The 17,134-nt window shown below is 57.5% G+C and carries 21 protein-coding genes and 1 pseudogene; 18 read left to right on the top strand and 4 right to left on the bottom strand.

Annotated features, from left to right (window positions below):
• Window positions 1-578 precede the first annotated feature (578 nt).
• From fdxA to BLL38_RS31830, 4 genes are all read right to left on the bottom strand, one after another.
• Window positions 579-902, bottom strand: coding sequence for a ferredoxin FdxA (fdxA, locus tag BLL38_RS06390; protein WP_076961792.1), 324 nt, complete (start codon window positions 900-902; stop codon window positions 579-581).
• Between the two features lie 142 nt (window positions 903-1,044).
• On the bottom strand, window positions 1,045-3,624 hold the full coding sequence (mutS, locus tag BLL38_RS06395) for a DNA mismatch repair protein MutS (protein ID WP_162493912.1): 2,580 nt from the start codon (window positions 3,622-3,624) through the stop codon (window positions 1,045-1,047).
• A gap of 58 nt (window positions 3,625-3,682) precedes the next feature.
• Window positions 3,683-3,775 carry an integrase gene (locus tag BLL38_RS31825; RefSeq protein ID WP_242627605.1) on the bottom strand — a complete coding sequence of 31 codons (93 nt, stop codon included), beginning with the start codon at window positions 3,773-3,775 and terminating at the stop codon, window positions 3,683-3,685.
• A gap of 165 nt (window positions 3,776-3,940) precedes the next feature.
• On the bottom strand, window positions 3,941-4,486 hold the full coding sequence (locus tag BLL38_RS31830) for a tyrosine-type recombinase/integrase (RefSeq protein ID WP_415640238.1): 546 nt from the start codon (window positions 4,484-4,486) through the stop codon (window positions 3,941-3,943).
• A gap of 6 nt (window positions 4,487-4,492) precedes the next feature.
• On the opposite strand from BLL38_RS31830, the pseudogene BLL38_RS31365 reads away from it, so the two are divergent.
• The 18 genes and pseudogenes from BLL38_RS31365 to BLL38_RS06485 form a co-directional block, all read left to right on the top strand.
• Window positions 4,493-4,669, top strand: a pseudogene (locus BLL38_RS31365) (lysis protein); the annotation flags it as partial.
• A gap of 150 nt (window positions 4,670-4,819) precedes the next feature.
• Window positions 4,820-5,614, top strand: a complete 795-nt coding sequence (locus BLL38_RS06410; RefSeq protein WP_076961794.1) for a DNA adenine methylase — start codon at window positions 4,820-4,822, stop codon at window positions 5,612-5,614.
• Window positions 5,615-5,697: 83 nt separating this feature from the next.
• Window positions 5,698-5,850: a hypothetical protein gene (locus BLL38_RS31085; RefSeq protein WP_154220438.1), complete on the top strand. Its 153-nt coding sequence runs from the start codon at window positions 5,698-5,700 to the stop codon at window positions 5,848-5,850.
• A 364-nt stretch (window positions 5,851-6,214) separates the two neighbouring features.
• A complete protein-coding gene (locus BLL38_RS31730) occupies window positions 6,215-7,276 on the top strand; it encodes a polymorphic toxin type 44 domain-containing protein (protein ID WP_338124490.1) in 1,062 nt (353 codons plus the stop codon).
• 91 nt (window positions 7,277-7,367) lie between these two features.
• Window positions 7,368-7,682, top strand: a complete 315-nt coding sequence (locus BLL38_RS30370) for a hypothetical protein (RefSeq protein WP_130898200.1) — start codon at window positions 7,368-7,370, stop codon at window positions 7,680-7,682.
• A 1,000-nt stretch (window positions 7,683-8,682) separates the two neighbouring features.
• A complete protein-coding gene (locus tag BLL38_RS06425) occupies window positions 8,683-9,411 on the top strand; it encodes a LexA family transcriptional regulator (RefSeq protein WP_076961796.1) in 729 nt (242 codons plus the stop codon).
• A 592-nt stretch (window positions 9,412-10,003) separates the two neighbouring features.
• Complete coding sequence (locus BLL38_RS06430) at window positions 10,004-10,336, top strand: phage holin family protein (RefSeq protein WP_076961797.1); 333 nt, start codon at window positions 10,004-10,006, stop codon at window positions 10,334-10,336.
• A 20-nt stretch (window positions 10,337-10,356) separates the two neighbouring features.
• Window positions 10,357-10,869: a hypothetical protein gene (locus tag BLL38_RS06435; protein ID WP_076961798.1), complete on the top strand. Its 513-nt coding sequence runs from the start codon at window positions 10,357-10,359 to the stop codon at window positions 10,867-10,869.
• Between the two features lie 3 nt (window positions 10,870-10,872).
• Window positions 10,873-11,484 (top strand): phage baseplate assembly protein V, encoded by a 612-nt coding sequence (locus BLL38_RS06440; protein WP_076961799.1) that lies wholly within the window; start codon window positions 10,873-10,875, stop codon window positions 11,482-11,484.
• 9 nt (window positions 11,485-11,493) lie between these two features.
• Window positions 11,494-11,826, top strand: coding sequence for a phage baseplate protein (locus tag BLL38_RS06445; protein WP_029295280.1), 333 nt, complete (start codon window positions 11,494-11,496; stop codon window positions 11,824-11,826).
• Complete coding sequence (locus BLL38_RS06450) at window positions 11,823-12,818, top strand: baseplate J/gp47 family protein (RefSeq protein WP_076961800.1); 996 nt, start codon at window positions 11,823-11,825, stop codon at window positions 12,816-12,818. Before BLL38_RS06445 ends, BLL38_RS06450 begins: the two co-directional genes overlap by 4 nt.
• On the top strand, window positions 12,815-13,453 hold the full coding sequence (locus tag BLL38_RS06455; protein WP_076961801.1) for a phage tail protein I: 639 nt from the start codon (window positions 12,815-12,817) through the stop codon (window positions 13,451-13,453). The genes BLL38_RS06450 and BLL38_RS06455 overlap by 4 nt, the downstream gene beginning before the upstream one ends.
• Window positions 13,450-13,983 (top strand): phage tail-collar fiber domain-containing protein, encoded by a 534-nt coding sequence (locus BLL38_RS06460; RefSeq protein WP_076961802.1) that lies wholly within the window; start codon window positions 13,450-13,452, stop codon window positions 13,981-13,983. The genes BLL38_RS06455 and BLL38_RS06460 overlap by 4 nt, the downstream gene beginning before the upstream one ends.
• A gap of 33 nt (window positions 13,984-14,016) precedes the next feature.
• Entirely contained in the window at window positions 14,017-14,769 is a 753-nt protein-coding gene (locus BLL38_RS06465) for a hypothetical protein (RefSeq protein WP_076961803.1), read from the top strand.
• A gap of 11 nt (window positions 14,770-14,780) precedes the next feature.
• Window positions 14,781-15,017, top strand: a complete 237-nt coding sequence (locus BLL38_RS06470; protein ID WP_076961804.1) for a tail fiber assembly protein — start codon at window positions 14,781-14,783, stop codon at window positions 15,015-15,017.
• Between the two features lie 90 nt (window positions 15,018-15,107).
• Window positions 15,108-15,311: a hypothetical protein gene (locus BLL38_RS06475; RefSeq protein WP_076961805.1), complete on the top strand. Its 204-nt coding sequence runs from the start codon at window positions 15,108-15,110 to the stop codon at window positions 15,309-15,311.
• A 2-nt stretch (window positions 15,312-15,313) separates the two neighbouring features.
• Entirely contained in the window at window positions 15,314-16,480 is a 1,167-nt protein-coding gene (locus BLL38_RS06480) for a phage tail sheath protein (protein WP_076961806.1), read from the top strand.
• Complete coding sequence (locus BLL38_RS06485) at window positions 16,480-16,986, top strand: phage major tail tube protein (RefSeq protein WP_076961807.1); 507 nt, start codon at window positions 16,480-16,482, stop codon at window positions 16,984-16,986. Before BLL38_RS06480 ends, BLL38_RS06485 begins: the two co-directional genes overlap by 1 nt.
• Window positions 16,987-17,134: the final 148 nt, after the last annotated feature.

The following is a 17,134-nucleotide window of genomic DNA, read 5'->3' on the forward strand; positions in this document are numbered from 1 at the left end:
GCCTCGGGCTGGTCTCGATACTGGATACGATAAACCGACTTAACCGTATAACCTGAACCGCCGTATACGGAACCGTACGTACGGTGGTGTGAGAGGACGGCGGATGTGAATCCGCCTCCTACTCGATTCTGGCGTAAACCTTTTGGGAGGTCGACTGAGCATTTCCCTAATGAGCGGTGTAAGCATTCGCTTACTTTTTCGTAAGTGTTTGGTTTTTTAGCCGGCCCAGGACGACTCGAATCACTCGGACATATTTCTATGTTATTGAAATAAAAGATTTATTTATTTTTATTCGGGCGCTATGGCAAGGCGCGCTTGGGAATGGATCCCGTTGAACTTGTCCGGGAAGTCTCTACTATCAGCCCTGTGTCCACGGATTGACACGGTCATCAAGGAACGATGACTCAGGGAACTTCGCAGGATGCGATTCATCAGGACGATGAAAAGGAACACAGGGACTAGGGAAAAAATGTGGGCGGGTCAAACCGCCCCTTTTTTTTGCCTGCAGAAAAGTAAACGACCGGCCTCCAGAAACGCAAAAAGGCCCGCAAGGGGCCTTTTGGAGGGGCGCGACGCTGTTAGCGTTCGAGGTCTTTGATCTTGCCCTTCACGCCATCCCACTCTTCTGCGCCTGGCAGCGATTCTTTCTTTTCAGTGATGTTGGGCCAGATTTCCGCCAGCTCGACATTCAACTGAATAAATTCCTGCATGTCCTCCGGGACTTCATCCTCGGAGAAAATCGCAACGGCCGGGCATTCTGGTTCACACAGGGCGCAGTCAATGCACTCGTCCGGGTGGATGACCAGGAAGTTCGGGCCTTCGTAAAAGCAGTCCACCGGACACACTTCTACGCAGTCGGTGTACTTGCACTTGATGCAGTTGTCGGTGACGACGAAGGTCATTTCTAGTTTTCTCCTCAGGCGGCGGCAGCGAAACCCCTTCTGGCAGGGTTCGCGAGGTTTGGGAGCGATAGTCTGCAGGCCAGGCTAAAAGCCCGCAGCATCCCAAACCGCGCGAGAGTCTACCAGCTTGCAAGCGTCTGCGTTATATCCGAGTCTTCAGTGCATATAACATTTCGAGCGCTTTACGCGGTGTCAAGTCATCCAGGTCAAGCTTTGCCAACTCATCCAATACCGGGTGGGGCAGGCTGGCGAACATATCGCTCTGCATGGGCACCCCGGGTTTGCTGGCGGCCTTGGCTGGGCTGGCAACCACGGTCTCGTGGGGCAGGGCGGTGGTTTCCAGGCGGCTGAGGTGCTCGCGGGCGCGCAGGATCACGTCGTTCGGCACACCGGCCAACTGGGCCACGGCCAGGCCGTAACTCTGGCTGGCCGGCCCAGGCAGCACATGGTGCAGGAACACGATGCGCTCGTTGTGCTCGGTGGCATTGAGATGCACGTTGGCCACCAGCGGCTCGCTTTCCGGTAGCACGGTCAGTTCAAAGTAGTGGGTGGCAAATAGCGTATAGGCCCGCAGGTGGGCCAGGCGCTCGGCGGCGGCCCAGGCCAGGGACAGGCCGTCGAAGGTGCTGGTGCCGCGCCCCACTTCGTCCATCAGCACCAGGCTGCGGTCGCTGGCGTTGTGCAGGATATTGGCGGTTTCGCTCATTTCCACCATAAAGGTCGAACGGCCACCAGCCAGGTCATCGCTGGAGCCGATACGGGTAAAGATGCGGTCCACCAGGGACAACTCGCAACTGGCCGCCGGCACGAAACTGCCGATATGGGCCAGCAGCACGATCAATGCGGTCTGGCGCATGTAGGTGGATTTACCGCCCATGTTCGGACCGGTAATCACCAGCATGCGCGTGTCGTCGTCCAGGGACAGGTCGTTGGCCACGAACGGCGTGGTCAGTACTTGCTCCACCACCGGGTGGCGACCCTGGACGATGCGCATGCACGGCTCGCTGACAAAACGCGGGCAGTTCAGGTCAAGGTTCAGCGCACGTTCGGCAAGGTTGCTCAATACATCCAGCTCGGCCAGGGCCGCGGCGGTGTCCTGCAACGGCGCGAGCTTGCCGATCAGGTCTTCGAGCAAGGCCTCGTAGAGCATCTTTTCCCGGGCCAGGGCGCGGCTCTTGGCCGACAGCGCCTTGTCTTCAAAGGCTTTCAGCTCGGGTGTAATGAAGCGTTCGGCACCTTTGAGCGTCTGGCGGCGCTGGTAATCAATCGGGGCCTGCTCGGCCTGCTTGCTCGGCAACTCGATAAAGTAGCCGTGCACACGGTTGTAGCCGACCTTCAGGTTGGCCAGGCCGGTGCGGGCCTTTTCGCGGGCTTCCAGGTCGATCAGGAACTGCCCGGCGTTCTCGCTCAAGGCTTGCAGCTCGTCCAGCTCGCTGTCGTAACCGGTCTTGAGCACGCCGCCGTCGCGGATGATCGCGGGCGGGTTGTCGATAATGGCTTTTTCCAGCAGCGCAGCCAGTTCCGGGTAGGTACCGGCGGTGACGGCAAGTTGTTGCAGGTGCGGCGCTTCCAGCTCGGTCATCGCCTGTTGCAACTCGGGCAGTACGCCCAGGGCGTCACGCAGGCGCGCCAGGTCGCGCGGGCGGGCATTACGCAGGCCGATTCGCGCCAGGATCCGCTCGATATCGCCGATTTCCTTGAGCTGCGGTTGCAGCTTTTCAAAGCGGTAGCCGTCCAGCAGGCAGGTAATGGACGACTGGCGCGCCTGCAGCACGCTCAAGTCGCGCAGCGGGCGGTTCAACCAGCGGGTCAGCAAGCGGCTGCCCATGGCGGTCTGGCAACGGTCCACCACCGACTGCAGGGTATTGTCGCGGCCACCGGCCAGGTTGGTGTCCAGTTCCAGGTTGCGCCGGCTGGCGCCATCGAGCACCACCGTATCGTCCAGGCGTTCATGGCGCAGGCTGCGCAAATGCGGCAGGGCGGTGCGCTGGGTTTCCTTGGCGTAATTGAGCAGGCAACCGGCGGCGCCGATGGCCAGGGTCAGGGTTTCGCAACCAAAACCCTTCAGATCCTGTACGGAGAACTGCTGGCACAGACTTTTCAGCGCCGAATCGCGTTCAAAATCCCACGGCGCACGTCGCTTGGCCCCACGGCGTTTTTCCGCCGGCAAATCCTTTGGCCAATCATCCGGGATCATCAACTCCACCGGATTGATGCGCTCCAACTCCGCCAGCAGGTTCTCCCAGCCCTTGATCTCCAGGACCGTGAAATTGCCACTGGTGATATCCAGCACCGCCAGGCCGAACAGCCGCTCATCCCCCAGCACCGCCGCGATCAGATTGTCGCGCCGCTCATCCAGCAGCGCCTCATCACTGACCGTCCCCGGCGTAATGATCCGCACCACCTGGCGCTCCACCGGCCCCTTGCTGGTCGCTGGGTCGCCGATCTGCTCGCAGATCACCACCGACTCACCGAGCTTGACCAGCTTGGCCAGGTAACCTTCCAGCGAATGGTAAGGAATCCCACACATCGGAATCGCCTGCCCAGCCGACTGCCCGCGGGCGGTCAGGGTAATGTCCAGCAGCTTGGCGGCCTTCTTCGCGTCTTCATAGAAGATCTCGTAGAAGTCGCCCATGCGATAGAACATCAACTGATCAGGGTGCTGGTTTTTCAGGCGCCAGTACTGCTGCATCATCGGGGTGTGGGAGGACAGATCTGAAATTGGCTTATTCATCAGTGGCTTAGCTGTAATCTTCAAAAAGTGTGGGGCAAAAATGGGGCTATTTGCCTTGCTTTTGGATGCCTGCCCAGATGCGTTGCAGCTCGGTCGGTGACTCGTCATCCATCCACTTGGCATAGACCTCGACCAGCATGGTGAAGTCTTTGTGGCCCATTTGCTTTGCAATGAACGCAAGGTTACCACGAGCAGTCAGGCACCAGCAGGCATAGGTGTGGCGAGTCTGGTAAGGTCGGCGCGAGCGGATGCCTGAGCGCTTCTGGACCGCTGCCCATTTGGTGTTCCAGGCGGTGGGGACATACTAGAAGTTGATGATCTTCTTGCGCGCCTGGGTGATGGGTGAGAGCAGTGGGGTGACCTTTTCCTGCCGACTCTCGTGCCTGTTGTGGAACACCTCGATGGATCGGGTGGGATGATCGACAACCAGCGACATTAGAACCCGGCAGGCCTCTAATGCTGGAGGCATGAGTAGTACTGAACGTGGCTTCCCTGTTTTAGGAACCTTGAACGTACCGTTGGCGGTAATGGCCCGGGTAATGTTGATTTGTCCGCCGTCCAGGTCAATGTCCTCAACAGCAAGGGCGCAGAGCTCACCTGGTCGAAGCCCGGTATATACCGCCAATGTGATCGCCGCCGAGTCCTGGGGGTGAAGGCACCCTTTATCGATCAGTAACTGAAACTCATCGCGAGTCAGCGGATCTGGCTCCTGACCTTGCATGGCGAATCTATTGCAGGCTTCCGACAGCCCCTTACGACAGTATCCGTTGGTCTTGCACCAGCCGAGGAACCCGGCGAATGTCGCCAGGTAGTGGTTGGCGGTGGACGGTGCTCGATCTGCGATCAGCACACCTGCAGTGTTTCAGTGCCAGTCACCACCGCCAACGGCTGCGTGGTTCATGGAGCCACAAGAGCTCAACTTGACCCAGCGCATGCTCAACGAATTATCGGCATCACAGATGCCGGCGACCAAGGATTGATCGCCCTGCGGGCCTGTCAGGCCTACGCAAAAGAAGTCTCTACACCGAAGTAAAAGGAGCGGCCGGGCAGGATGCGTCAACATCCAGGTCCGGCCACCTTCCCCGCAGAACGTCCCTGCAAGTCCAGCCAAGGCTCCTGCTTCGTGTACAAAGCGGAGCGAGCCTAGAACTGTTTATCCATACAGCAAAGGTCTTGCTTTTATATGTCCACACCCATCATCCCTTGGATGGGCGGCAAACGCCGCCTGACCGACCGCCTTATCCCGCTCTTCCCACCCCACGAATGCTACGTCGAAGTCTTTGCCGGCGACGCTGCGCTCTACTTCATGCGACCCCAGGCAGCGCCGGTTGAAGTTCTCAACGACATCAACGGCGACCTGGTGACGCTCTACCGCGTCGTGCAGAACCACCTGGAAGAATTCGTGCGCCAGTTCAAATGGGCGCTCAGTTCTCGGCAGGTGTTCGAGTGGCAGAAGATGACCCGCCCTGAAACCCTTACCGACATTCAGCGTGCTGCTCGATTTTTCTACCTGCAGCATCATGCCTTCGCCGGCAAGGTGACGGGGCAGACGTTTGGGACCGCGACGACTGGTCCGGCAATCAACCTGCTGCGGATTGAGGAAAACCTATCTGCAGCGTGGCAGCGTCTGTCCGGCACCTATGTTGAAAATCTGGGCTGGCTTGAGTGTGCCGAGCGTTACGACCGCCCCCATACCTTCCACTACATGGATCCGCCCTACTGGCAGACGGCCGGCTACGGGGTGGATTTTCCTTTTGAGAATTACGAGCGAATGGCTGACTTTATGAGGCGCTGCAAGGGGAAGGTCATGGTCAGCATCAACGATCACCCGGATATTCGCCGAGTGTTTGAAGGCTTCCATTTTGAAACAGTCGACATCCGTTACAGCACCACAAACCAACGGCAGGGAAAGGCCGATGTCAGCGGAGAGTTGGTGATCATGAACTGGGAACCCTCAGCACTTGGGGGACTGTTTTAATGGTCGCTATCGTCGATCTGATGGGCTTGCTATGTGTTTACGGTAGAGCGTTACTGTGGTCACGCAAACGAAGGATTAACCCCATGGAAACCGCTGACCACTATTTGAATGTCCTGCCTTCTGAGCTTCTCGCGGCGGCCTCGCGAGGTGAGATTGACCTTAATGAATTGGCTGCTGTTGTGTTGGCTGGCCGTGGGCTTGACCACAACACGACCTGGGTAGGCTTCCGAAGATAAAGGGAGCAATAGTTCTGCGCCCTGGCTCTTCAGATTCCTCCCCGCTTTGGTCGCTGACGGCGGTGATGATCACGAATCCGTGTTGCATCCTTAAATGAGCCCTCACCAGATCGAGATGTGATGGTACTAGCTAAAGCATAAAAACAATGATAAATAAGAACGAATGTCATTCGCGAGGAGTTATGCATTGATGCATATTTTTTGCTTGAGTTTTTTTGTGTATATACATACAGTTGTTTTGTGTCTTGGTTTCACCTTCTAAAGCCCACTTTGGCAGGAGGATTATTGGCACGGAAGACCGAAAGGTCCCTGTATTGAATGTTTAGATCCGATCTTATTGTCCCTAAATGAAAAGGAAATCGTTATGGAAGAAAAGAATATTATTGTTGACAGAGGTCGTCCTATGACCCCTCCTAGCTCAGGTGGTAGTGGTGGCACTGGGAGTAAAGAGCCAGTTTTTATCTCTAGTGGATATAATCCAGGCGCGCTGCAAGAACTTCTCTCAGACCCTTCAGAACCGCCTTTTGCTAGGCACAAAGCGGCACGATCCATGGTCCAGATGAGCAAAGAAGCGAAGAAGAAAATTGAAAGTGAGTATGTATCTAGGAGTAAAAATCTTACCTCTGAAGTGGACGAGGCCCTGAGGGAGTTGAGAGCCGCTGCGAATGAAAGTAATACTTTGCCTGTACTTTCAAAATTAGCCAGTGAAAGAGCCAGGATTGACTCGCTTCTCCAGGAAAAAATTAAGCTGCTTAATACTAAGCAGGCAGAGGCTAACGCATTCTTTGGTAGTGACCCGCTGACCAAAACCGACAGCGAGCTTAACCAAGTTTTCATGAAAAGACTAACTGCTGATCTGCGCGATCCAGGGTTTGAAGAGTGGGGGAAGTCATACACGGCAGCTTATTCGGCAAAGTCTATTGCAAATGTCATAAGTCTTTTAAAAGATAAATCAAATATACTTTCCCAGCAACAAGCACAAGAATTGATGCGTGATTCTGAATCGGCACGGTTAGCTCTCATTAATGCAAAGGAGTTGGCTTGGTTGAAATATTATCCTTACGCTCCACCAGATGTGTCTTTGGATAAAAACATGGAGGAAGCTAAAAGCCAAAGTAAGCTACCGTCAGCACTTCTTTTTTATGGTTGGTTTTATCTCAAGGTTCGAAATAAAGGTGATTGGGATTTCAAACAAGGCCAGTCACAGTACGAGAGTTTTGGGAATTTCCACTATGGTGCAGTTGGTACAGCAGCAGGAATTCCCGCAGAGGTGCTACTGAGGGCTGCTGGTGCAGCGCAGCGCGTAGCCGGCACGACATCGGAAAACTTCAATAATTGGTGGTCGGAGTCACCCTATGGTGATGATCCTGTTGACCAGGTGTGGATTACAGCGGGTATAGAGTATGCAAAGTCAAAAGGGTATTAAGTGGTCTGTCTGGGGGCTTTTGATTATATGTCTTGCGCAGATGTTATACATCTATATTTCGTCCCCGAGCAGGCCGGATCCGGAAAAAATCATGTCAACCACAAATGTTGGTGAAGGTGGGGCTATCTATGAGGTGTTGTATAACTCAGGTGGAGCAACCGTTCCGTACATTTATCGTTACTTTCTCATGCCCTTGCAGTCGAGCGATGAGGACGCACTTCAAAAATCAAAGGAGAGTTCTCCATTCCTTGTTACTAAAAGTCCTCAAGCGGTCCGTGAGGTTTTAGATGGTAAGGTAAGGCTAAAGACTGAAAGTACTATATATGAATTTCGTAATGTTTCTATATTTAAAGTGGATGGAGAGATTCATATTGTTTCGTTTGATCTAGATTCTACTGGTCCTTAGTGTACTTCAGTAAAAACACCGGCCAAGTGCCGGTGTTTTTACTTGGTGCGTCAGTCATTTTTTAGGCGCTCCACGAACCCCATATTCAAAGTCACGATTTGATACCTGATGCTGTGCTCTCGGTTTTTTCAGAAGTTAGCGGCCATGATGCGTCCCGATACCCGACTTGAAAAGGGTACCTCTTCCTAAAGCCGTAGATTTTTGAAAACTCATTGATGACCTAGTCGCACTGGTGGCGTTGGATATCAAAGTGATGGTGTTCGATCTGGTGTTTTCGGCTTCCCCAGCAAATCTTACAATCGAGTGAAGATTGGCCTCTACCTTTGGCTCAACTGAGGCTTACACCTTCAACGGGAGCCGGTATCGTTATCATGATCAATTCCATGAGGCTACCGATCGTGACAATCCACTATCACTTATACTGTTTTTAACCGCAGGTATTGAACTGCTCGGTGATGTTTCACACAGGCTGTGCCGAACGCAGTCCATCAGAAAAATTCATATTGCCATCATCAGGCTTGCCTAACGCGACCGTGAACTCTGGGCGTAGAGGCAGGTTGGCTGCGAGGTGATTGCTTAGGTCATCGTACTGCTTGGGCTGGCGGGAATCCTAGACCCTCGCATGGGGCAAAAATGGGGCAAACCATGCGCCAATCTATGCCATTCAATGCAAATTATGCATTTATGCAACCTGCTATGAATGAGTGCCGCAGCCAGCAACCACGGGCCTATCTCTCAAAATCTCCCACATATCCCTACACAATTGGGGTGTGGGAGGACAGATCGGACGTATTTTTACTCATTGGATAGTAGGCAATTTCGTTGAAAGTGATGGGGCAAAGGGGGCGCTTGGCCCAGTATTTTTGCGATGGGCGCAAGGTTAACACGCGAGGTCAGTGCTTCGCAGTTCACAAACGGGCAGGTACAACCGCAGACCCCATGCACAAAATATGCAAATTAGCATTTGCCAACCCCCAAAACTCCCGTCACTATCCCCGTTATGCAAAAACGCAACGTTTCAATCGTCTTAAGAGAGCTGCTCGATCGCGACGGGATCTCCCCCACGGAGCTTCACCGGCGTACCGGCGTGCCTCAATCCACTCTGTCCCGGATTCTCAGCGGCAAGATCGTTGATCCGTCGGACAAGCACATCTCGCGTATCGCCGATTATTTCCGCGTAAGCACCGACCAGTTGCGCGGGCGCGCGGGGGCGGCGTGGCAGGATGAGCGCGATCCGATGCATTCGGAGCTCAAGGATATAAGCCTGTGGGACGACGACACGCCCGTTAATGATGACGAGGTGTCGATCCCCTTTTTGCGCGAGGTTGAATTGGCTGCTGGATCAGGAAGATTCGTCATCGAGGAAAGCGAGAAGGCCAGCCTGCGTTTTGGTAAGCGCAGCCTGCGGCATAACGGTGTGCAGTTCGACCAGGCCAAGTGTGTGACGGTACGCGGCAACAGCATGCTGCCGGTGCTGCGCGATGGGGCGACGGTAGGGGTGAATGCCGGCAAGAGCGGGATCGGCGATATCGTGGATGGTGACTTGTATGCCATCAATCACAACGGTCAATTGCGGGTCAAACAGCTCTATCGCCTGCCTTCGGGGATCCGCCTGCGCAGCTTCAACCGGGATGAGCATCCCGATGAGGACTACAGCTTCCAGGAGATCCAGGAAGAGCAGATCAGCATCCTCGGTCACGTTTTTTGGTGGGGCATGTACGCCCGCTAACCCTTCTTTGTAAGAAGCAGCCCGCCCAAGAGCGGGCTTTTTTTCGTCTGTAGAAAACCGCCAAGTACCCACCCCGCAAGGCTTTTATGCGAATTCGCATAAGTTTTGCAAAATAAAATGCATTTATGCATTGACTGTATATGCATACATGCATATTCTCCATCTCAAGCCAGCCAACAAGGCCTGGTGGAGGCGGCAAGGATGCTGCCAAGGAAGACAAGGAAGGCACGTAACACTGGCATGGACGCCACCGAGTGATGGCAAGGACGCCAGGCAACACCGGCAAGGATGCCGACGCTCTTTAGTTTCACGGTTTTACAACAGGCAGCGATGAACCGGCCTTGACGGTTCAGAGGGTTGGCAACTGACCCGGGTGTGCAGCGTAAAGCACCAGAAGCAGTTATCCGGCAGACAGGGATCGTGGTCGGAAAAACATCAAGGAAGAATCCGTAACGCGCCAGTAGCGCCTAAGGACAGCATTACTGAAAAGCCTGGGCCACCGGGCTTTTTGGAATGCCTACCGACAACCCCATCCATCTATTGACCCAAGCACCGGCCACCTGCCGGTTTTACGCATTCCAGGAGGCGTGACATGACAAACGAGCAGCAAGCGTTGGCAGAAATGCCTATCTGGCTGGTGATTATTCTGGCCCTGATCGGCGGCGTGTCCGGGGAGATGTGGCGCGCCGACAAGGAGGGCGCCCGCGGTTGGTCGCTGGTCCGCCGCCTGGCCCTGCGTTCCGGGGCCTGCATGGTGTGCGGGGTTTCAGCGTTGATGTTGCTGTACGCCGCTGGCATGTCGATCTGGACGGCCGGCGCGCTCGGGTGCTTGACCGCCATGGCCGGCGCCGATGTTGCCATCGGCCTTTATGAGCGCTGGGCTGCCAGGCGCATCGGGGTCAACCCGCCCCCGGATTCAAAGTGATTGTTGCAAGGAAGCCACCCATGACCCTTATTGAAAAACCTTCACAGCTGCCGATTGCCGTCGGCCAGGCCCTGCGTGCAGCGTTCCCCGAGCTACGGGTGGGCAGCCCGCCGGGCATTCTGGCGGCGGATGAAACCGCCGTGGCGATCACGGTCGAGCGCAATGGCCCGGGCGTACGCTCCCTTGAAGGGCGCAAGGCCCATGTCTTGTCGATTTCGCTCAAGGTCATGGCCGCCCAGGGCGCGCAGCCCTTTGACGCCTGCGACCTGGCAAGCCGGCTGATGGACCTGGTGCTGGATAACCGTTGGCAGTTGCCGCCGGCCCAGTGCGATGTGCCGGTGAATATCGTTGCGCTGCCGTCGACCCCGGTGGGGGCCGAACCCAACTACGACAGTTGGACCGTGTCCTTCAGCCAGACCCTTTACCTCGGCCCGCCGCTGCTCGACGACCCCATCGGCAAGCCGCTGTTTGCCCGGACCTGGGAAGTGTCGGATATCGACGACCCCGATCAATACCGGCCATTGCAGGAGTAGCCCATGTTCGATGCATTGTTACGCCTGCAATTGGCGCCCATCGTCGAGCGCCTGGCACAGATGGAAACCCAGCTGGAAGACCTCTATCGGCGGGCCGAGAGCTTTTGCCGGATCGGCGTGTGCCAGGAAGTTGATGCGGCCAGCAACACCTGCAAGGTCAGCCATGGCGAGTTGCTGACCCCGGCGATTCGCTTTTTCAACCCCAGCGCCGGGGCGCAGACGGAAACGCGGATCCCCACAGTGGGTGAGCAATGCCTGTTGCTCAACTACGGCGGCGGCGAGGGTGGGGGGCAGTCGGTGGCGCTGTTTGGCCTGAACAGTGATCGCTTCCCACCGCTGTCCAGCGTGGCCAGCCTGACGAGCCGGCGTTACCCGGACGGGACGCAAAGTGCTTATGACGCCGCAGGCCATGTCATGAATTGGAGCAATGGCCCCACGGTCTTCAGCGGTTCTCGCGAGCAGGTGGAAATAAGCCTGGGCGCCGCCCGTTTGGTCATGACCGCCGCCGCCATCAGTGTGCAGGTCGGTGCAGTCGGCATGCTGCTGGATGCGTCCGGCGTTCACTTGAGTGGCCCGGTGGTGGATCACCAGGGCCGAGTTATCAGCACGGCATAAGGATTTGCCATGATCGGAATTGAGAGAAACACCGGGGCCGTGGTGGACGACTGGCCGCAATTTGTCCAGCGCGCCACCCGGGCCCTGACCACGCCGTTGGGCACACGGCAGAAACGCCCGCTGTACGGTTCGCTGATCCCGCAACTGCTGGGGCAGAACCTGGGCGACGATCTGCTGATCCTCGCCCAAAGCCACGCCGCCCAGGCTTTTTACAACCCGCAGAACGGCATCGGCGATTTTGTGCCGCAAGTCATCGTCGCCAATCGCCAGGGCGCAGGCCTGTTACTGCGGTTTGCCGGCACCTGGAAAAACCGCAAGCAATCCTTCGAGGTGGTGACATGAGCATGTTGATCCCCGGGCAGAACCAATTGGCACCGCCCGACCTGATTGCCGTCGACGAATTCGAGCCGCTGCTGGCGCAGTTCAAGGCGTTTGTCGTCGACTATGTGGCCGCCCGCGCCCCGCAAAGCGCGGCCAAGCTCAAGGTCAGCCTGGACAACGAAAGCGAGTTGCTGACCCTGGCCCTGGAGGCGTTTTGTGTGCGCCTGCAAACCCATGAGCGCAAGTACAACGCGCGGATCCAGCAGATGCTGGCGTGGTGGGCCACCGGCAGCAACCTGGACGCGCGCCTGGCCGATATGGGCCTGGAGCGCCAGGTGCTCGACCCCGGCGACCCGGCGGCGTTCCCGCCGGTGCCGCCGACCCTCGAAAGCGATGATGATGCCCGGCTGCGTTACTACCTGGCACCCCACGCGCCGGCCGCCGGTTCACGCATGCAGTATCGGCGCGAGGTGTTTACCCTCGGCGAGCGACCGGCGGTCAAAGTCCACAGTACCGCTGCGGGCGTGGTTACGGTTAGCTACACCTTCGACCCGGATGGTTATGCCGCCCAGGTCAAGGATGGCAACGCCCGGCGCACCGCGCCAGGAGAGGTGATGGTCACCGTGCTGTCCCGTGCCGGCAATGGCACACCGTCGGCAGATTTGCTTGACGGGGTGCGGCGCCATTTCGCCCGGCCCGATGTCCGCCCGGAAACCGATTGGGTGACGGTGCAGGGCGCGCAGATCGTGCCGTACAAGATCCGCGTAGTGGCCAAGATCAACGCCGGCCCCGACTCGGGGCTGACGCAAGTGGCGGCCCAGCAGTTACTGCAGACCTATGCTGAGTCCTGTCACTGCCTGGAAGGGCGCGTGGACCCGAGCTGGATCGACTACACCATCCACACCGCCGGGGCCGCGCAACTGGAGATTCTCGAACCGCTGGCGCCGATTATCACCACGGCGTTCCAGGCGCCGTATTGCACGGGTGTCGAGGTACAGGTGCGCAGCTTATGAATGAACAATCACCCAGCCTGTTGCCCGCCAACAGCTCACCGCTGGAGAAGGCGCTGGACCTGGGCTTTGGCCGCCTGCTCGAACGGGTCGTCCCGCCATTCCCGGCGCTGATGAACCCGCTGCAAACGCCAGCGCCATTCCTGCCTTACCTGGCCGCCGACCGTGGCGTCAGCGAATGGGATGCCTCTGCCGGCGAAACCGAAAAACGCCTGACGGTGGCACTGTCCTGGCAGATCCAGCGCCAGGCCGGGACGCCCAAGGCCTTGAGCCACGCGGTCGAGTCCCTGGGGTTCACCCCCAATATCCTGGCCTGGTACCAACAGCGCCCGCCGGCCCAGCCCTACACCTTTGACGTGCAGGCGATCATCGGCCGCAGTTGGTCCAGTGGCGACCACAACCGCCTGATCCGCCGCATCAACGCGGCCAAGAGCGAGCGCGACCTGGCCACCATCACCCTGGTGCACGAAGTGTTCGGTGGGCTGCCGATGACCGGCGCCGTCCACCGGGCGCTGAACGACGGCGAGCTGTCGCTGTGGGGCGCCTTGCCGGAACTTGCGTTGAGTTCAAGGCTTAACAGTGCGGGCGTGGCCCAGCACTACACCATTAACGACTACGACCTCAGGGCGCAGCCATGACCGATGACATTACGCGCCTGGTGCGCTTCACCTCCAAGGGTTTGGATGAAGTGCTGCAGGCAAAGAACCAAGGCTTGAAAGGCGAAATCACCCACATCGCCGCCGGCACCGGCCGCTACCACCCCACCGGCAACGAAACCGCCCTGCGCGATGAGCGCCAGCGCGTGGCAATTGTGGATTACGAAGACCTGGGCCAGCACCAACTGCGCATGGCCGCGCTGTTTGATGGCGATGGCGAGTACGAGATTGGCGAGTTTGGGTTTTATCTCGCCAGTGGCACGTTGTTGGCCGTGTATTCGGTGGCGGGGCAGTTGCTGACGTATAAGGCGGCGGCTGCGCGGGTGCTGCAGAAGTTTACGTTGGATATTTCGCCGTTGCCGGTCGATAGCGTCACCGTGATCGTGGGCTCGGAAAACCTCAACATCCTGATGGTGGATGAGTTGGCGTCGCTCTCGACGGCCAGCATCGACAACATGGCGCGGGGAGTCGGAGTTTTATTTCGATTGATGGCGCTTGAAGCGAAGGCTTAACACAAGATCAATGCACTACAAGGAGTTTAAACATTGAGTACTGAACAGCAATTGGCCGCGGTTGTCAGCGCGGCAAATAATCTGACGGGTGTTGTAACGGGCAAGATCGGTGAGATTGATCGAGCGCTTGAAGCGGCACAACGAACCTACCGCGAACAGCTTGCGAGTTTGGATCAGCGTTTGCCCAGGCTGGCGCTTACGCAAAATTTTAGTATGGCGCCGGATGCCACAGGCAATCTGATTGAGGGGTGGGATATCCATCAGCAGGTAACTACAACGAAGCTGCGGACGGTTACCAATACTTCTCAAAAAACTGGCCGACCCTCGGCAGATGTTGATTTTATGCGACAAGTTCAAGCTGATGTTCGGGAGCAGTTTCCTGACTTTGATATTAGGGCGTCTGAATATTGGAGAAATGGTATTCACGTCTGGCAAATGAAATGGACGGATAATGCCGTAAGTGCCTGGCTCGCTTATCCAAAGTCTGTCGATGACGGAAAGTTAAGTGGTGGTCGCCCGTTACTTATGAACTCGACCGTGACTATAGGTGCTTTTGTTCGGCTAGTTGACGGGGAGATCGGTGGTGCGTGGAGTACAGGGGCCGAGAAGGGCAAGTGGCGCTGGTGTTCAGTGGTCATGCAACCGACTCGTATGTTTGGTCATTACTGGGTGATCCACCCAATGTGTGTTACAGCAAATGGGGTGGTGGAAGTCATGCTTGCCGGTGCGTGCACAGGTGTAGTCACTCATCCTGCTGATTGGTCATGCATGTTGGCATTGGATTAAGGAGAACGTTAATGAAACCTATTTTTGCACTTGCTGAACTGCATCCTCTGATTAAGTGGGCGGAAATCCGAGCATCCCGCGACGCCGATCTGGCCGCCAGCGATTACGCAGCAATGCCCGATTACCCCATGGCCGATAAAGACCGCCCGGTATTCGTCGCCTACCGCAAGGCACTGCGCGATATCCCCGACCAGGGCGCCGACCCGGACACCGTGATCTGGCCTGAAAAACCGGCCTTCCTGAAGTAACTCACCCCACCGCGACAGCGGTTTTTTTTCGCCCGCCCAAAGCCCCTCCCGCAGGGGCTTTGCGCTTTTTGCACCCGGAGAATTCTCCCCATGGCCAACCGCCAAACCTACACCGTCCTCATCCCATTCCCCACCGGAGCCGGCCACTGGTCCGCCGTCGGCGAGGAGTTGGACCTGCTGGACGTCGAAGCAACCGCCCTGCGTACCGCCGGCCGCCTGGAACTGACCAGCGTGCTGGCTGCCGCCCAAGACACCCCACCGGCCAAGAAGGCCGTTACCAAGAAGGCTGAATAATCATGGCTGAGGTTTTGAACTTCGAGCATAACGGCATCACCGTCAATGCCAGCGAATCCCCCGAGGCCATGGGTGGCCTGGGTGACAACGTGATCGGCCTGGTCGGCACCGCGCCCAATGCGCACTTGTCGATCCCGAAAAACGCCCCGTTTCGCATCAACAGCTTCACCGCCCAGGCGCTGCTGGACCCGACCGGCGCCGAGTCGGGTACGTTGTTTCATGCGGTGTACCAGATCCTCAAAGTGGTCAAGGTGCCGGTCTATGTAGTGATCGTCGAAGAAGGCGCCACCCCGGCCGATACCCTCAATAACGTGATCGGCGGCAATGAGCCGGTGACCGGTCGCAAACTGGGCCTCGCGGCGCTTGGCAGCGTCCCCGAAGACCTGACCATTATTGGTGCCCCGGGCTTTACCGGGACCAAGGCGGTGGCCGGTGAGTTTGCCGCGTTCGGCAAGCGCATCAAGGCCCGTGTAGTGCTGGACGGCAAAGACGCCAGCGTCGCCGACCAAGTGACCTACAGCGGCGAGCTGGGTGGCGCCGACCTGGGTTTCGACCGCTGCCTGCTGGTGCACAACATGCCGTCGGTGTACTCCAAGGCCGCGAAGAAAAACGTGTTCCTTGCGCCGTCGTCCCTGGCCATCGCCGCATTGGCCAAGGTCAAGCAATGGGAAAGCCCGGGCAACCAGGTGACCTTTGCCGAAGACGTGTCCCGCGTGGTCGAGTACAACATCCTCGACACCTCCACCGAAGGCGACCTGCTCAACCGCTACGGCGTGAGCTACTACGCGCGCACCATCCTCGGCGGTTTCTCGCTGCTGGGTAACCGCTCTGTCACCGGCAAATTCATCAGCTATGTCGGCCTGGAAGATGCCATCAGCCGCAAGCTGGTCAAGGCCGGGCAGAAAGCCATGGCGCACAACCTGACCAAGTCGTTCATGGACCAGGAGGTCAAGCGCATCAACGACTGGCTGCAAACCCTGGTGGCCGACGAAACCATCCCGGGCGGCAGTGTGTACCTGCACCCGGAACTCAACAGTGTCGAGAAGTACAAGAACGGCACCTGGTTCATCGTGATCGACTATGGCCGCTACGCGCCGAACGAACACATGGTTTATCAACTCAATGCCCGCGATGAAATCATCGAGCAGTTCCTGGAGGACGTTCTCTAATGTTTACCAACCGAGTCAGACAGGCCATTGCGGCCACCCTCCAGGGCCTGCCGCTGTCGGCGACCGTCGAGGAGTTCACCCCGCCGAAGATCGAGTTCGACATGGAAGCCATGTCCGGCGGGCGCTTTATCGCCGAGGAAATGGCCAAGAGCGCCAAGGTGCTGAGCGCCAAGCTGGTGCTGCAAGGCGCCGGTCCCGAAATCATGCTGGCCCTGGGTGTGCGCCTGGGCGAAGACATTCTGCTCAATGTGCGCGAAGCGGGCCAGGACCAGGACGGCAAGACCTACTTCACCTACCACACCGTCGGCGGCAAGCTTAAATCCCTGGAGGAAGCCAAGCTGAAGATGGGCGACAAGGCCATCACCACCCTGGAACTGTCCTGCCGCACCTACCATCGCCTGGACAACGGCGTGCCGGTGATCGACATCGACGTGCGTACCCAGAAGTTCGTGCTCAACGGCGTCGACATCCTCGGCGATGCCCGGCGTGCGGTGCTGATGCCGTAAGCCTTTCCACGGATCGAAAATAGGCACTGTCAGTGTGGGAGCTGGCTTGCCTGCGATAGCGGTCTAGCAGTGACAAATGAGGCTGCTGACACTGCGCGATCGCAGGCAAGCCAGCTCCCACATTGACCGTGCCCACGGCGGGTCCGTA

This window comes from Pseudomonas gessardii (assembly GCF_001983165.1).
Taxonomy (GTDB): domain Bacteria; phylum Pseudomonadota; class Gammaproteobacteria; order Pseudomonadales; family Pseudomonadaceae; genus Aquipseudomonas; species Aquipseudomonas gessardii.

Excerpts from the sequence above, each read along its gene's own strand:
- BLL38_RS06435 (WP_076961798.1), top strand. The coding sequence starts at position 10,357 with ATGACCCTTATTGAAAAACCTTCACAGCTGCCGATTGCCGTCGGCCAG.
- BLL38_RS06410 (WP_076961794.1), top strand. The coding sequence starts at position 4,820 with ATGTCCACACCCATCATCCCTTGGATGGGCGGCAAACGCCGCCTGACC.
- BLL38_RS06470 (WP_076961804.1), top strand. The coding sequence starts at position 14,781 with ATGAAACCTATTTTTGCACTTGCTGAACTGCATCCTCTGATTAAGTGG.
- BLL38_RS06440 (WP_076961799.1), top strand. The coding sequence starts at position 10,873 with ATGTTCGATGCATTGTTACGCCTGCAATTGGCGCCCATCGTCGAGCGC.
- BLL38_RS30370 (WP_130898200.1), top strand. The coding sequence starts at position 7,368 with ATGTCAACCACAAATGTTGGTGAAGGTGGGGCTATCTATGAGGTGTTG.
- BLL38_RS06475 (WP_076961805.1), top strand. The coding sequence starts at position 15,108 with ATGGCCAACCGCCAAACCTACACCGTCCTCATCCCATTCCCCACCGGA.
- fdxA (WP_076961792.1), bottom strand. The coding sequence starts at position 902 with ATGACCTTCGTCGTCACCGACAACTGCATCAAGTGCAAGTACACCGAC.
- BLL38_RS31085 (WP_154220438.1), top strand. The coding sequence starts at position 5,698 with ATGGAAACCGCTGACCACTATTTGAATGTCCTGCCTTCTGAGCTTCTC.
- BLL38_RS06450 (WP_076961800.1), top strand. The coding sequence starts at position 11,823 with ATGAGCATGTTGATCCCCGGGCAGAACCAATTGGCACCGCCCGACCTG.
- BLL38_RS06425 (WP_076961796.1), top strand. The coding sequence starts at position 8,683 with ATGCAAAAACGCAACGTTTCAATCGTCTTAAGAGAGCTGCTCGATCGC.
- BLL38_RS06445 (WP_029295280.1), top strand. The coding sequence starts at position 11,494 with ATGATCGGAATTGAGAGAAACACCGGGGCCGTGGTGGACGACTGGCCG.
- BLL38_RS06485 (WP_076961807.1), top strand. The coding sequence starts at position 16,480 with ATGTTTACCAACCGAGTCAGACAGGCCATTGCGGCCACCCTCCAGGGC.
- BLL38_RS06430 (WP_076961797.1), top strand. The coding sequence starts at position 10,004 with ATGACAAACGAGCAGCAAGCGTTGGCAGAAATGCCTATCTGGCTGGTG.
- BLL38_RS31730 (WP_338124490.1), top strand. The coding sequence starts at position 6,215 with ATGGAAGAAAAGAATATTATTGTTGACAGAGGTCGTCCTATGACCCCT.
- BLL38_RS06455 (WP_076961801.1), top strand. The coding sequence starts at position 12,815 with ATGAATGAACAATCACCCAGCCTGTTGCCCGCCAACAGCTCACCGCTG.
- BLL38_RS06460 (WP_076961802.1), top strand. The coding sequence starts at position 13,450 with ATGACCGATGACATTACGCGCCTGGTGCGCTTCACCTCCAAGGGTTTG.
- BLL38_RS06480 (WP_076961806.1), top strand. The coding sequence starts at position 15,314 with ATGGCTGAGGTTTTGAACTTCGAGCATAACGGCATCACCGTCAATGCC.
- BLL38_RS31825 (WP_242627605.1), bottom strand. The coding sequence starts at position 3,775 with ATGCTGGTCGAGGTCTATGCCAAGTGGATGGATGACGAGTCACCGACC.